This window comes from Kocuria sp. HSID17590, from assembly GCF_003989485.1.
GTDB lineage: Bacteria > Actinomycetota > Actinomycetes > Actinomycetales > Micrococcaceae > Kocuria > Kocuria salsicia.
In genome coordinates this window covers 109,683-123,954 of the sequence record NZ_RBMB01000007.1, presented here as the reverse complement: position 1 = coordinate 123,954, position 14,272 = coordinate 109,683, and the positions used below count along the sequence as shown (strand labels likewise).

Genomic DNA, 14,272 nt, shown 5'->3' with positions numbered 1-14,272 from the left:
CCTGGCTCGCCGCGCCGTCGGCTCCGGCAGCTGGTGCGGACGCTGTGGTGGCTGCGCCGTCCGCGGGGGTGCCGGCCGCGGCGTCCTGGGCAGACTCCTGGGCGCCGCCGTGGACGGTTGGGACGACCTCGCGCAGCCGCTCGAGCGTGATGGCGCCGTGGCGCAGCACCACGGGTGTCTCCCCCGTGCAGTCCACGATGGTCGAGGCCACGTCCCGTGCGCCCGCGGCGGTGGACGCGACCGGCCGGGGGCCGTCGTCGAGGTAGAGGGGAACCCGGTCCTGGAGCATCGCCCGGGCACTCTGCGCGGTCAGGGCGGCGGGCATGCCCGTGCGGTTCGCGGAGCTCACGGCCATGGGGCCCACGCGGTCCAGGACGGCGCGCGCCACGCGGTCGTCCGGAACGCGCAGCGCGACCGTGCCGTGGGTCTCCCCCAGGTCCCAGCCGAGCGTGGGCTGCGCCCAGCACACGATGGTCAGGGCACCCGGCCAGAACGCCTCGGCCAGGGCCCGTGCCTCCGCCGAGACCTGGTCCGCGAGGGCGTCCATGACCTCGGGCCGGGCGATGAGCACGGGCGGGGGCATCTCCCGCGTCCGGCCCTTGGCACCGAGCAGGGCCTGCACCCCGGCGGCGGAGAAGGCGTCGCAGCCGATGCCGTACACCGTGTCCGTGGGCAGCACGATGCACTCGCGGCCGCCTACGACCTCCGCGGCCGCCACCACGGCCTCGTCCAGCTGCTGCTGGTCCCCGCAGGGCCTGATCTCACTCACGGGCTTCTCCTCCGCTCACGTGCTTCGTCTGTTTGCCCCGGCGCGTGACGCCGTCGAGGCTGCTGTCGTCGGGGACTCGTCCTCAGGAGTGCGCTGGTCCCACAAACGGCCTGGGCCCTCCGGCCGGCAGCCGCCGGTCGAGGCTCACGAGCGCTCTCCCGGCAGGACCGCGGTGGTCGCCCGGGGCCGGTCCGCGAGGTCGTGGTGCAGCCTCACCTCGGTGAAACCCCGCCGGTCCAGTGCGTCGGCAACGGCCGCCACCTGCGACTCGGCGTGCTCCATGATGAAGCATCCCCCCGGGCGCAGGATCCGCAGGGCGGTGTCCATGGCCGCGCACGGCAGCAGCATGCCGGTCTCGTCGCCGCCGTAGAGCGCGGTGGGCGGGTCGTAGTCCCGCACCTCCGGGTCCCCGGGGATCTCCCCGTCGGGCACGTACGGCGGATTGGTGACGACCACGCAGAAGCGCCCCACCGTCTGCGGCGTGAGATCCCGGTAGTCGCACTCGAGCAGACGGACCGGGGAGCCCCCGAGGTTCTGCCGGGTCCACCGCAGCGCCTCGGGCTCCCGCTCGACCGCGCTCACGCGGCATGCGGGATCCTCGGTGGCCACCGCCAGGGCGATCGCACCGCTGCCCGTCCCGAGGTCGACGACGGCGGGGTGCAGCTCCCCGTGCTCGCGCCACCGCCGCGCCTCGTCGAGGGTCAGCTGCACGAGGAGCTCGGTCTCCGGGCGGGGAACGAAGACCCCCGGCCCCACGGCGAGCTCGAGCTGCCGGAAGGGCGCTCGGCCGGTGATGTGCTGGAGGGGCTCCCTGCGGGCGCGGCGCGCCACGAGGTCACGGTAGCCCGAAGGCTCCGGTGCCCCCAGAATGGCCTTCGCCTCCGTCTCCCCGCGGCCCAGGCCCAGGGCGTGGGACGCGAGCAGAACGGCGTCGGCGTCCGGGGAGGGAACCCCCGCGGCCGCGAGCTCACGACGGCCCCACGCGATCGCCTGGGCGAGAGTCGTGGCCACGGGTCAGTTCTTCCGGTCCGAGGACCCCTGTCCGGAGGAGTCCTGGCTCAGCTGCTCCAGCCGGTGGCGCTCGTCGAGCTCGATCGCGGACGTGATGACGGGCTCCAGGGCGCCGTCCAGCACGTGGTCCAGGTTGTAGGCCTTGTAGCCCGTGCGGTGGTCCGCGATGCGGTTCTCGGGATAGTTGTAGGTGCGGATGCGTTCGGAGCGGTCCACCGTGCGCACCTGCGACTTGCGGGCCGCGGCGTTCTCCGCGTCGATCTGCTCCTGCTGGTGCGCGAGCAGACGCGCCCGCAGCACGCGCATGGCCGCCTCGCGGTTCTGCAGCTGCGACTTCTCGTTCTGCATGGAGACCACGATGCCCGTGGGGACGTGCGTGATCCGCACGGCCGAGTCCGTGGTGTTCACGGACTGCCCGCCCGGCCCGGACGAGCGGTAGACGTCGATCTTGAGGTCGTTCTGGCTGATGTCGATCTCGTCCGGCTCGTCCACCTCCGGGAACACGAGCACGCCGGCGGCCGAGGTGTGCACGCGCCCCTGCGACTCGGTCACGGGAACCCGCTGCACGCGGTGCACGCCGCCCTCGTACTTGAACCGGGCCCACGCCCCCTCGGACGGGTCCGAGGAGCTGCCCTTCACCGCGAGCTGGACGTCCTTGTACCCACCCAGCTCCGTGGGGGTCGAGGAGAGGATCTCCGTCTTCAGCCCCGACTGCTCCGCGAAGCGCATGTACATGCGCAGCAGGTCCCCGGCGAAGAGGGCGGACTCGTCCCCGCCCTCCCCCGCCTTGACCTCGAGGATCACGTTGCGGCCGTCGTCCGGGTCCCTGGGGACCAGCTTGCGGCGCAGCACCTCACGGGCCTCGCCGAGCTGCTCCTCGAGGGGCTTGACCTCCGCGGCGAACTCGGGATCCATGCTCCCGAGCTCGCGCGCGGCCTCCAGGTCCTCGGACAGCCGTTCGACCCTGCGGTGCGCCTCCACGATCGCGTTGAGCTCGGAGTACCGCCGACCCAGTTTCCTGGCCCTGCCCGCATCCGCGTGGACGGCGGGGTCCGCCAGTTCGTGCTGCAGCTGGGCGTGCTCATCCAGCAGCGGCTGCACGGGATCGGACATGGGGTGTTCTCCTTCTCGACGGGTGGGGCGTGACGCGGGGCTGGCGTCCTAGTGACCGGCGAGCGTGGTCTTCTGGACCTGCAGCAGGAACTCGGCGTTGGACTGGGTGTCCCGCAGCTTGCTCGTGAGCAGCTCCAGGGCCTGCTGCTGCTCGAGACCGGAGAGCACACGGCGCAGGCGCCACATGATCTTGATCTCCTCGGGCGAGAGCAGGTTCTCCTCGCGGCGCGTGCCGGAGGAGTTGACGTCCACGGCCGGGAAGATGCGCCGGTCCGCGAGCTGGCGGGAGAGCCGCAGCTCCATGTTGCCGGTGCCCTTGAACTCCTCGAAGATGACCTCGTCCATCTTGGAACCGGTCTCCACGAGCGCGGTGGCCAGGATGGTCAGCGAGCCGCCGTTCTCGATGTTGCGCGCCGCGCCGAAGAACTTCTTGGGCGGGTACAGCGCAGCGGAGTCCACACCGCCGGACAGGATGCGTCCGGAGGCCGGTGCGGAGAGGTTGTACGCGCGGCCCAGGCGGGTCATGGAGTCCAGCAGGACCACCACGTCCATGCCCATCTCCACCAGACGCTTCGCGCGCTCGATCGCGAGCTCCGCCACCGTGGTGTGGTCGTCCGCGGGACGGTCGAAGGTGGAGGCGATGACCTCGCCCTTCACCGTGCGCTGCATGTCCGTGACCTCTTCGGGCCGCTCGTCCACGAGCACCATCATGAGGTGGACCTCGGGGTTGTTCGTGGTGATCGCGTTGGCGATCGACTGCAGCATCAGGGTCTTGCCCGCCTTGGGCGGGGAGACGATCAGGCCGCGCTGGCCCTTGCCGATCGGGGCCACCAGGTCCACCACGCGGGGACCGATCTTCTTGGGGTCCGTCTCCAGGCGCAGGCGCTCCTGCGGGTACAGCGGCACGAGCTTGTTGAACTCGACGCGGTCCGCGTTCTCCTCCGGCTTGCGGCCGTTGACCGTGGTCAGCTGCACGAGCGCGGAGAACTTCTGGCGGGAGTTGTTGTGCTGCTCCCCCTCGCGCGGCGCCCGGATGGCACCCACGATGGCGTCACCCTTGCGCAGGTTGTTCTTCTTGACCTGGGACAGGCTCACGTAGACGTCCGAGGGCCCGGGCAGGTAGCCCGAGGTGCGCACGAACGCGTAGTTGTCGAGCACGTCCAGGATGCCTGCCACGGGCAGCAGGACGTCGTCCTCGGTGATCTCGACGTCGTCCACGTCCGGACCGTTGTTGCGGTTGCGCCGGTTGCGGCGCTCGTTGCGGTCGCTCCGGTCGTTGCGATCGCCGCGGTTGTCCCGGTCACTGCGGTCGTTCCGGTTGCGGTTGCGACGATTGCGGCGCGAACCGCCCTCGCCGTCGTTGCCGCCGCCGTTGTTGTTGTTGCGGTTGCGGCGCTCGTTGCGGTTCGAGCCGTCCTGGCCGCCGTCCCCGGAGTCCTTCGAGTCGCGGGAGTCCCGGCGCTCGTTGCGGTTGTCCCGGTCGTTGCGGTCCTGGCCGCCGTCCTTGGAGTCCTTCTGGTTGCCGCGGCCGCGGCCGCCCTCGGACTTCTCGTCCCGCTTGGCGTCCTGGGACTTCTCGTCCTTGGCGCCGGAGTTCTCCTGCTGCGAGGACTTCTCCCCGCGGTTGCCGCGCGAACGCTGGTTGCGTCCGCCGCGGCCGGAGCCGTCCTTGGACTCCTCGCCGGAGTCCGTGGACTCGTTCTTCTGGTTCTCGGACTTCTCCTCCTGGGAGGACTGCTCGTTCTGCCGCTCGGCAGAGCCGGCCGCTCGGCGGGAGCGGCGCGAGCCGTTCTGACGCTTGCCGTTCGACTCGCCGTCCTCGCCCTCGGCGGAGGACGCGTCCGCAGACTTGGTGTCCTCGGCGGCACCCGAGCCAGCCTGGGAGGCGCCCTTGGTGCTGCCGGCCGTGGCGGCGTCGTCGCCGTCCGTGTCCTTGTGGCGGCGGGAGGCCTGGTGAGCGGTCTGCTCGATCTTCTCCTCGACGGCCTTGTCGCGGGCGGCGACGGCGCCCCCGCGCTGGTGCGCCTCGATCGCCTCGACCAGGAGGGACTTGCGCATCCGGCGGGCGCCGGTGATGCCGAGCTGAGCGGCCAGGGCCTGCAGCTGCGCGAGCTTGAGCCCGGAGAGTCCGGTGCTCTGGGCCTGTGAGGTTTCCGTTCCCTGTTCGGGGGCGGTGGATTCTGTCACGAAGGTTCCTTCTGACTCGGTGGGGGCTGCGGCATCCAGATCGCCAGCAACCCGACGGTGATGGTGTGGGCCGCCCGCTGCGGGCCACGGGGGTGCGTGCCGTGAGCACGCGTCATCGGCAATGGAGACCCCCGAATCTCTCGCGGGACCGGAGTGCCACATCACAGAGGTGGCTGGTCTGCACGAGAGAGGATCGCAGAGAGGCGACGCTATTCGAGTACCTGCGGTGGAGAACCGCGCATGACGCTCGACTGCGGGGCTGGCCCGTCCTGGGCGGACGGGAACCCGGGGCCTATTGCGTGGATACGCTCACTTTAGCACCCTCGCGCGGGACGTGCAGGGTGAGGACACGCCACCCCACCGGCTCCCCCTGGTGGCTGTGGGCCGGCGACGCCGCGTCGTCGACGATCTCACGGACGGCCGCGGCCGCGCGCCCGGCCTCCTCCTGCCCGTTGGCGAGGGTCAGCACGGTGGGGCCCGCACCGGAGATCAGCGCCGCATGGCCCTGCTCGCGCAGCGCCTGCACGAGGGCGGCGCTCGGTGCCATGGCCTGCGCCCGGTACGGCTGGTGCAGGAGGTCGAACGTGGCCGGCAGCAGCAGCTCGGGGCGACCGCCCACGGCCGCGACGAGCAGGGCAGCGCGGCCCGCGTTGACCGCCGCCGTGCGGTGGGCCACGCTGTCCGGCAGCAGCCCCCGCGCCACCGCGGTGGCCACCTCGAAGTCCGGAACCGCCACCACGGGGACGACGTCCGGGTGCACCTCCACGGGGGTGCTGTGGAAGTGGCCCGCCTCTTCCCAGGAGACCGTGAGACCGCCCGTCAGCGTGGGTGCCACGTTGTCCGGGTGGCCCTCCAGACGGGAGCACACCTGCAGCACCTCGTCGGGGCTCAGCCGGGACCGCGCCGGGAGCAGGGCGTTGGCGGCGAGCACACCGGCGACCACGGCCGAGGCCGAGGAGCCCATGCCGCGGCCGTGCGGGATGGCGTTGTGCGCCTCGAGGCGGACCGGGGGCAGCTCCCCCGCCCCCGCGGCGTCGTAGGCGGCCTGCATGGCCCGCAGCACCAGCTGGTCGGGGGTGCGCGGAATCGCGTCCGCACCCTCGCCCGTCAGGTCGAACTCCAGACCACCCGCGATCCGGGTGACCCGCACGGTGTCGTAGTGGCCCAGGGCCAGCCCGAGCGAGTCGAAGCCGGGACCCACGTTGCCCGAGGACGCAGGGACCTCGACCGTGACGGTCGCACCCAGCGGGGCGCCCTCCGTGAAGGGGGCGCCCTCCACAGAGTGGGCGGCGTCCCCGGAAACCGAACTGTCCCGGGCGGGGTCCCCGACAGGGGCGGCGGTGCCGGCGGCGTTCGTCTCGTTCACGACGGGCCCGCTCACTCCAGGCCGAGGGCCGCGGCCACCGAGACCACGTCGAAGGTCACGCGCTTCGGCTCGGCCGCCTGTGCGTCCTCCGCCTCGGCACCCTTGATCGCCCACTGGGGATCCTTCAGGCCGTGGCCCGTCACCGTGGCCACGATGGTCTTCCCGGAGGGGACCTTCCCCGCGCGCGCCTGCTTGAGCAGACCCGCGACGCTCGCCGCGGAGCCCGGCTCCACGAACACGCCCTCGCGCGAGGAGAGCCAGCGGTGCGCCTCCAGGATCTCGTCGTCCGTGACGGAGTCGATGAGCCCACCGGACTCGTCCCGGGCGGCCACGGCGGTGTCCCACGAGGCGGGGTTGCCGATCCGGATGGCCGTGGCGATCGTCTCGGGCTCGGTCACGGGGTGGCCCAGTACGAGCGGAGCGGCGCCCTCCGCCTGGAAGCCCCACATCACGGGGGTGTGCGTGGCGACGGCGGGCAGCGCGGTGCCGTCCGTGGCCGTGGACTCCTGCGCGTACTCGCGGTAGCCCTTCCAGTACGCCGTGATGTTGCCGGCGTTGCCCACCGGAAGCACGTGGATGTCCGGCGCGTCGCCGAGCGTGTCCACGACCTCGAAGGCGGCGGTCTTCTGCCCCTCGATCCGGTACGGATTCACGGAGTTCACCAGGAACACGGGGTAGGACTCGGAGAGCTTGCGCGCCACCTCGAGGCAGTTGTCGAAGTTGCCGTCGATCTGGATGATGTCCGCGCCGTGCGCCACGGCCTGGGACATCTTGCCCATGGAGATCTTGCCCTCGGGCACGAGCACCGCGCAGCGCATCCCGGCCTGCTTCGCGTACGCGGCGGCGGACGCGGAGGTGTTGCCGGTGGATGCGCAGACCACGGCCTTGGCGCCCTCCTCCTTGGCCTTGGTGATGGCCATGGTCATCCCGCGGTCCTTGAAGGAGCCGGTGGGGTTCATGCCCTCGAACTTCAGCCACACGGCGGAGCCGGTCAGCTCGGAGAGCGCACGCGCACGGATCAGCGGCGTGCCGCCCTCCCCCATGGTCACGACCTCTGTCTGCTCGGTGACCGGCAGCCGGTCCCTGTACTCGTTGATGACGCCCTTCCAGACGTGTGCCATGCGGCGCTCTCCTCGGTTCGACTCGTTGCTTCCACGCGGTGCTCTGCCCCTCGGTGGGCGGGCACCGGAACTCATTCTCCGGCTTCCACCGGAGTGACGGACACGACGTCCTGCACCACGGGCAGCTCGCGCAGCGCCTCCACCGTGGCCATCAGGGACTCGTGGCGGCCGCTGTGGGTCACCAGTCGCAGCAGGGACGTGTCGCTCTCGCGGGGGTCCTCGCTCTGCTGCATGGTGGAGATCGACACGCCGTTGTCCGCGAATACCTTTGCCAGCCGTGCCAGCACGCCCAGCCGGTCGTTGGCGGCCAGGGTAACGGCCAGCCGTGTGGTGACGTCGTCCATGCTCACGGCAGGAAGGGCCGCGTAGGGCTCCAGCGGGATCCCCGTGGCCCCCAGCGCGATGGCCCGTGCCGCGGAGACGAGGTCCCCGAGCACGGCCGACGCCGTGGGGTCACCGCCTGCGCCCTGCCCGTAGAACATCAGCGACCCGGCGTTCTCCGCCTCCACGAACACCGCGTTGTACGCCCCGCGCACCCCGCCGAGCACGTGATCGCGCGGGATCATGACCGGGTTCACCCGCAGGTTCACGCCGTCCCCGCAGCGCTCTCCCACGGAGAGCAGCTTGATGACGTAGCCCGCCTCCCGTGCCGCCGCGACGTCGTCCGCGGTGACCCCGGTGATGCCCTCGCAGTGAACGTCCGCGATCGTGTAGCTGGAGTGGAACGCCAGGGACGCCAGCACGGCGGTCTTGGCCGCGGCGTCGTGACCCTCGACATCCGCCGTCGGGTCCGCCTCCGCATAGCCGAGTTCCTGAGCCTCGGCCAGGGCGTCGTCGAACGCGGCACCGGTGCTGTCCATCTGGTCCAGGATGAAGTTCGTGGTCCCGTTCATGATCCCCAGGAAGCGGTTGACGCTGTCCCCGGCGAGCGAGTCCCGCATGGGACGCACGATCGGGATGGCGCCGGCCACGGCCGCCTCGTAGGACAGCTGCGCGCCCGACCCCGCGGCGGCGTCCTGCAGCTCGCGCCCGGACTCCGCGAGCAATGCCTTGTTGCCCGTGATCACTGACTTCCCGGCCTTGAGGGCACGTAGCACGCGGGTGCGCGTGGGCTCGATGCCGCCCGTCAGCTCCACGACCACGTCCGCCCGGTCGATCACGGCGTCCGCGTCCGTGGTCAGCAGCTCCGGTGGCAGCTCCACGTCCCGGCGAGCGGTGACGTCCCGCACAGCGATACCCGTCAGCGCCAGCCGCACACCGGTGCGCTGCGCCAGCTCGTCCGACTGGGTGAGCAGCACGCGGGCCACCTGGGAACCCACGGTGCCGGCACCCAGCAGGCCGACCTTCAGGACGGGGGTCTCGCGTGCGGGGGCTGATGTGTTCATGGTCCTCGGGTTCCTTGGGAAGGGGGGCTTCGGGAAGGGGGGGCTTCGGGAAGGGGGGTCAGGATGCGGGGCGCGCGTGCGCGGTGATGGCGCCCGCGGGATCGACGACACCGGTGTCCCTGGCGAGCAGGTCCGTCACCGTCTCGCGGCGCACGATCTCGCGCGTGGCACCGTCCGGTGCCACAGACACGATTCCAGGGCGCGGCAGCCAGTTGTAGTTGCTCGACAGCGCCCAGCAGTAGGCGCCAGTCACGGGGACGACGAGCAGGTCCCCCGCCGCGACGTCGCCCGGGAGGTAGACGTCCTTGACGACGACGTCGCCGGACTCGCAGTGCTTGCCCACCACGCGGCTGAGCACTGGGGCCTCGTGGGAGACCCTGTTGCCGAGCACCGCGGTGTAGTCCGCGTCGTAGAGCACGGGACGGGCGTTGTCGCTCATGCCGCCGTCCACGGAGATGTAGCGGCGCTGCACGCCCGGGGCCACGGTCACGGTCTTGACCGTGCCCACCGTGTACACGGTGCAGCCGGACGGACCGGCGATGTAGCGCCCCGGCTCGAAGGAAAGGTGTGGTGCGGGCAGCTCGGAGGCTTTCAGCGACTCGGCCAGCAGGGGGGCGAGGTCACCCGCGATGGCCGCCACCTCGCGCGGTGCGTCCTCGGCGGTGTAGGCCACTCCGTGGCCACCGCCCAGGTCCACCTCGGGCAGGACGACGTCCCAGCGGGCCGCCACTGCCTCTCGCAGCGCGAGCACGCGCTCGGCCGCCTGACCGAAACCCTCGGCGGCGAAGATCTGGGAGCCGATGTGGCAGTGCAGCCCACGCAGGTCGAGGGCGTCGGAGGCCTCCAGGCACGCCGCCACGGCCGTCAGCGCTGGAGAGTCCTCTCCGTCCCGCGCTGGGTTCAGGGAGAGGCCGAACTTCTGGTCCTCGTGGGCCGTGGCAATGAACTCGTGCGTGGAGGCGTGCACGCCCGGGGTCACACGGATCATCACCGGCGCGCGGGTGCCCCAGTCACGGGCGAGTCCTGAGAGCAGCTCGATCTCCGCGAGGGAGTCGACGACGATGCGCCCCACGCCCACGCGCAGGGCCAGCTCCAACTCTGCGGCCGACTTGTTGTTGCCGTGCAGCGCGATGCGTGCGGGATCGACCCCCGCGGCGAGCGCCACGGCCAGCTCTCCCCCGGAGGCGGTGTCCACGTTGAGCCCCTCCTCGGTGGCCCACCCGACCACGGCGGTGGTGAGCAGCGCCTTGGAGGCGTAGTAGACGGCCACCTCGATGCCGAGGGGGCGCAGCGCGTCCTCGAACGCCTCGCGGAACGCTCGGGCGCGCTCACGGAAGGTGCGCTCGTCGAGCACGTAGCTGGGCGTCCCGTGCTGCCGCGCGAGCTCCGTGACGGGCACACCGGAGACGCACACGCACCCGTCCGCGTCACGGGTGTACTGGCGCGTGAAGACCAGTGGGTCCAGCTCCGCCGGGTCAGCGGGGACTGCCAGCCAGGCCGGTGCGAGGGGGTGGGTTTCAAAGGTTTCGGACACGGGTCACATCCTCTCGGGGGCGCTCACGCCGAGCAGGTCCAGGCCGTTGGCGAGGACCTGGCGCACGGCGTCGTTGAGCCACAGTCGACTGTGGTGGATCGGGGCCACGGGGTCCTCGCTCTGCGGCGTGACCCGGCACGCGTCGTACCAGCGGTGGTAGGCACCGGCCAGCGCCTCGAGGTGGCGGGCCACGCGGTGCGGCTCGCGGAACTGCGCGGCCTGCGCGACGACGGACGGGTACTGTCCCAGCGCCGCGAGCAGGTCCGCCTCGCGCGGGTGCTCCAGCAGCGCGGCGTCGAACAGGGACTGCCCCTGCTCGTCCGTGCGCGAGACACCGGCGGCCTCGGCGTTGCGGCTCACCGCGCACGTGCGGGCGTGGGCGTACTGCACGTAGAAGACGGGGTTCTCGTTCGAGCGCTTCGTGAGAACGTCGAGGTCGATGTCGATGTTGGAGTCCACGGAGAAGCGGGTCAGCGAGTAGCGCGCGGCGTCCACGCCCACGACCTCCACGAGGTCCTCCATGGTCACCACGGTGCCCGCGCGCTTGGACATCCGCACGGCTTGGCCGTCGCGCACCAGGTTGACCATCTGCCCGATCAGCACCTCGACGGCGTCCGGGGAGTCCCCGAGGGCCGCCGCCGCGGCCTTGAGCCGGGCCACGTAGCCGTGGTGGTCCGCACCCAGCATGTAGATGCACAGGTCCGCACCACGATCCCGCTTGTTTTTGAAGTACGCGATGTCCCCGGCGATGTACGCGGCGTTGCCGTCCGACTTGATCACCACGCGATCCTTGTCGTCCCCGTGGTCCGTGGAGCGCAGCCACCATGCGCCGTCTTTGAAGTAGAGGGAGCCGGAGGTCCGCAGCTGCTCCAGCAGGGTCTCCACCTGCCCGCCCTCGAAGAGCGAGTTCTCGTGGAAGAAGACGTCGAAGTCCACCCCGAACTCGTGCAGCGAGGACTTGATTTGCTCGAACATCAGCTCCACACCGGCCGCCCGGAAGACCTCCTGGGGGTCCTCCGCCTCCAGCGCGTCCGGGTGCAGCGCGAGCACTTGGTCCGCGATCTCCGAGATGTACTGGCCGCCGTATCCGTCCTCCGGCGCGGCCTCGCCGCGGGCGCGGGCCAGCAGGGAGCGGGCGAAGCGATCGATCTGATTGCCGTGGTCATTGAAGTAGTACTCGCGCACCACGTCCGCGCCCTGCGCGCCCAGGATCCGGGCGAGGGAGTCCCCCACCGCGGCCCAGCGGGTGCCGCCCAGGTGGATGGGGCCGGTGGGGTTGGCGGAGACGAACTCCAGGTTGATGGTGGTGCCCTTCAGTGTCTCCCCCGTGCCGAAGGCCGCGCCCTGCTCCACGATCGACTGGGCGAGCTCACCGGCCGCCGCGGCGTCGAGCGTGATGTTGAGGAACCCCGGGCCCGCGATGTCCACGGTCTTCACACCGGGCACCTGCGCGAGGCGCTCGGAGAGGATCTGTGCGACGTCCCGAGGGCTGCGCCCCACCTTCTTTGCCACCTGCATGGCCACCGTGGTGGCCCAGTCGCCGTGGTCACGGTTCTTCGGGCGCTCCACCTTCGCCTCGGGCAGGTCGACGCCGTCCACGACGGTGAGTTCACCGGCGGCCACGGCGTCCTGCAGGCATGCGGAGACGGCGGAGGAAAGTTCTTCAGGAGTCACTGTGACAGTGTAGCGGGGCAGGTGCATGCGGACCGATTCGCCGACCGTCACGCGCAGCGGTTCCCGCGGCCACGGACCGGTACGGTTCACACGCTCGCGGGCCCGTGCGGGCCCGGTTTGGTGCGGATTCGTGCACCGAGTGCACCTGGTAGTATCGTCGAGTCGTCGTTGCAGCCCGGATGAAACGGGTGGCGCACCTGACACGCCCGCGTAGCTCAGTGGATAGAGCGTCTGCCTCCGGAGCAGAAGGTCGTAGGTTCGAATCCTGTCGCGGGCACAAGATAGGGCCCCTGATCATGAGAAACGCCGGTCAGGGGCCCTTTTGGTGCCCGGAGTGAGTAGTGGCCAAGTACGCGTTGAGGTACGCAGTACGCAACGCGTCGCCGCCTGGATGCGGGTTGCCCAAGGGACGATGTACTTCAGGCGTAGAGCGAACTTGAAGATAGTCACATCGTTAAATGATTGCGACTGTTCCTCGGGGCGGCCATCGCTTCAAATACAGGCCTTTTCTCGGAGGTTTGTTCGTCAGAGAGCCGCGGAGGAAGGATAGTCCGTGGCGATGCGGATGCCATGGAACGTTATCGTCCGTACCCACTTGCTCTTGCGCGCCTCAATGGCGACCAACGTCCTGCCCGGCACGAGACGCTCCAGGAGCGTGTTGAGTTGGGGTGTTCCGTCGAGGCTGCTCCCCACCCTGTGCTTGCTGATCGCAAATCCCTGCGTGCAGGCCATTCACGCTAGCGGGCCCCGTTGGTTGTACCTAGTGGCGCTGCAGTCGATCTGGACCGGGTTGATCCGCGTGACCCCGCTTATCCGCGGAGGGGTGCGCGAGCGAGCCGAGCGCCGTCTATTTGTCCGTGATGATAGGAGTTTGTCATGAAATCGCACATCAATCGCAAGGTTTTCTTCTCCATGATGGTAGGGATCGCGGTGGCGGTCGTGGCCGCCTTATTGGGGGCTGCGGCCGAGATCATCGGGTTGCTCGGCTGGATCTGTGCCGGCCTCACGTTCCTGTTCTGGGCGTGGGCCCGGTATTGGCGGGCCGATGCCCGCACCACGCGCGCTATCGCCCGGGAGGAAGGAAAGGCCCGGCGAGTTGTGGACGCGCTGATCATTGGTGCCACCGTGGTCAGTCTCGTAGCCGTCGTGTTCGGCCTGCTGCGATCGCAGCAGACCGACGTGGTCGGTACCCTGTCGGGGGTCCTGGCACTGGTCTCGGTGGTGGTTTCCTGGGCGCTGATCAACACGGTCTACGCGTTCAAGCTAGCAAGGTTGTACTTCCATGATGAGGAACACGAGTTCACTTTCGAGCAACGACAGGACCCGACCTACAGCGACTTCGCTTTCGTGTCCTTCATGGTGGGGATGACCTACACCTTCAACGCCAAACTGTCCTCGACCGAGATGCGTCGAGTGGCGTTTGGGTACTCCCTGCTGGCCTACGCCTTCGGCACGTTCGTCATCGCTGTGGCCCTTAACCTCGTGACCAGCCTCGGGCAATCCGGGTAGGGGTGCGGTCGACACCGCACAGGTCCTAATGGCCCAGGCCCTCTTAGAACCTCCACCCCCACACTGCGGGACTCTCCCTGCGGACCTGCGGAGCCTTGGCTGCCCCAATTCCACACAGTAGTGGACTCAGTTGCGTGCATCTTCGTGTCATTGTCGTTGTCATAAGTCGAGTCAGGCCACTCGCCGCGACAACTGTGTGGCGGATCCCCCCGTTCTTGTTCATTTCGACCGTTGTTTGCGGTCCGCCATAAACGTTCGTTTGCGGGAGGGGGGTGGAAAACGAACCGGTGACAGTTTCGGTTTAGGCCGCGAGTGTGAGCGGTTCGGCTGGCGGGCTTCGAACTCGATGGCGTCAACCCGCCGAGTCTGTCCTGGGCTGGTTGACGGCGAGCTTCGCGGTCATCCGGTCCGAGATCACGTATCCGACGACGTGGTTGGAGAACACGTCTTTGATCGCTCAACAGCAGAGCGAGCCGGTTCGGTTCGTCGCCACAGAAGACCCGCTGGAGGTGGCCCTCGAACACCGGCGGGCCCGCCGCGACTCCTCCCCCAGGTACCGGTACCCGAATGGAGGGTCACCATCGCGGGCAGCACGCAGCGCGT

General features: G+C 70.0%; 10 protein-coding genes and 1 tRNA gene. 2 read left to right on the top strand and 9 right to left on the bottom strand.

All coding sequences use genetic code 11. The features are described from left to right. The 9 genes from D8M39_RS04010 to argS form a co-directional block, all read right to left on the bottom strand. Positions 1 to 769, bottom strand: a 769-nt coding sequence (locus tag D8M39_RS04010) for an L-threonylcarbamoyladenylate synthase (protein ID WP_126874463.1), incomplete at its 3' end; no start/stop codon positions are given. Between the two features lie 144 nt (positions 770 to 913). Further along, positions 914 to 1,780 carry a peptide chain release factor N(5)-glutamine methyltransferase gene (gene prmC / locus D8M39_RS04005; protein ID WP_126874462.1) on the bottom strand — a complete coding sequence of 289 codons (867 nt, stop codon included), beginning with the start codon at positions 1,778 to 1,780 and terminating at the stop codon, positions 914 to 916. Positions 1,781 to 1,783: 3 nt separating this feature from the next. Beyond that, the gene (prfA, locus tag D8M39_RS04000; RefSeq protein WP_094394251.1) at positions 1,784 to 2,893 is read right to left on the bottom strand and encodes a peptide chain release factor 1; all 1,110 of its coding nucleotides are present in this window, start codon (positions 2,891 to 2,893) and stop codon (positions 1,784 to 1,786) included. Positions 2,894 to 2,941: 48 nt separating this feature from the next. Further along, a complete protein-coding gene (gene rho, locus D8M39_RS03995) occupies positions 2,942 to 5,080 on the bottom strand; it encodes a transcription termination factor Rho (protein WP_055084942.1) in 2,139 nt (712 codons plus the stop codon). Positions 5,081 to 5,372: 292 nt separating this feature from the next. Beyond that, on the bottom strand, positions 5,373 to 6,359 hold the full coding sequence (gene thrB, locus D8M39_RS03990) for a homoserine kinase (protein ID WP_055084962.1): 987 nt from the start codon (positions 6,357 to 6,359) through the stop codon (positions 5,373 to 5,375). Between the two features lie 98 nt (positions 6,360 to 6,457). Further along, the gene (gene thrC, locus D8M39_RS03985; protein ID WP_055084944.1) at positions 6,458 to 7,567 is read right to left on the bottom strand and encodes a threonine synthase; all 1,110 of its coding nucleotides are present in this window, start codon (positions 7,565 to 7,567) and stop codon (positions 6,458 to 6,460) included. A gap of 71 nt (positions 7,568 to 7,638) precedes the next feature. Further along, on the bottom strand, positions 7,639 to 8,952 hold the full coding sequence (locus tag D8M39_RS03980; protein ID WP_094394253.1) for a homoserine dehydrogenase: 1,314 nt from the start codon (positions 8,950 to 8,952) through the stop codon (positions 7,639 to 7,641). A gap of 58 nt (positions 8,953 to 9,010) precedes the next feature. Further along, the gene (lysA, locus tag D8M39_RS03975) at positions 9,011 to 10,486 is read right to left on the bottom strand and encodes a diaminopimelate decarboxylase (RefSeq protein WP_094394255.1); all 1,476 of its coding nucleotides are present in this window, start codon (positions 10,484 to 10,486) and stop codon (positions 9,011 to 9,013) included. A gap of 3 nt (positions 10,487 to 10,489) precedes the next feature. Next, positions 10,490 to 12,160 carry an arginine--tRNA ligase gene (gene argS / locus D8M39_RS03970; RefSeq protein ID WP_055084964.1) on the bottom strand — a complete coding sequence of 557 codons (1,671 nt, stop codon included), beginning with the start codon at positions 12,158 to 12,160 and terminating at the stop codon, positions 10,490 to 10,492. Between the two features lie 204 nt (positions 12,161 to 12,364). Between argS and D8M39_RS03965 the strand changes: the two genes are divergently transcribed. Together D8M39_RS03965 and D8M39_RS03960 are read left to right on the top strand one after the other, a co-directional pair. Beyond that, positions 12,365 to 12,437, top strand: a tRNA-Arg gene (locus D8M39_RS03965). 599 nt (positions 12,438 to 13,036) lie between these two features. Continuing rightward, entirely contained in the window at positions 13,037 to 13,669 is a 633-nt protein-coding gene (locus D8M39_RS03960) for a DUF1345 domain-containing protein (RefSeq protein ID WP_126874461.1), read from the top strand. Positions 13,670 to 14,272: the final 603 nt, after the last annotated feature.

Coding starts and splice junctions, on each gene's coding strand:
- prfA (WP_094394251.1), bottom strand. CDS start 2,893: ATGTCCGATCCCGTGCAGCCGCTGCTGGATGAGCACGCCCAGCTGCAG.
- thrC (WP_055084944.1), bottom strand. CDS start 7,567: ATGGCACACGTCTGGAAGGGCGTCATCAACGAGTACAGGGACCGGCTG.
- D8M39_RS03980 (WP_094394253.1), bottom strand. CDS start 8,952: ATGAACACATCAGCCCCCGCACGCGAGACCCCCGTCCTGAAGGTCGGC.
- D8M39_RS03960 (WP_126874461.1), top strand. CDS start 13,037: ATGAAATCGCACATCAATCGCAAGGTTTTCTTCTCCATGATGGTAGGG.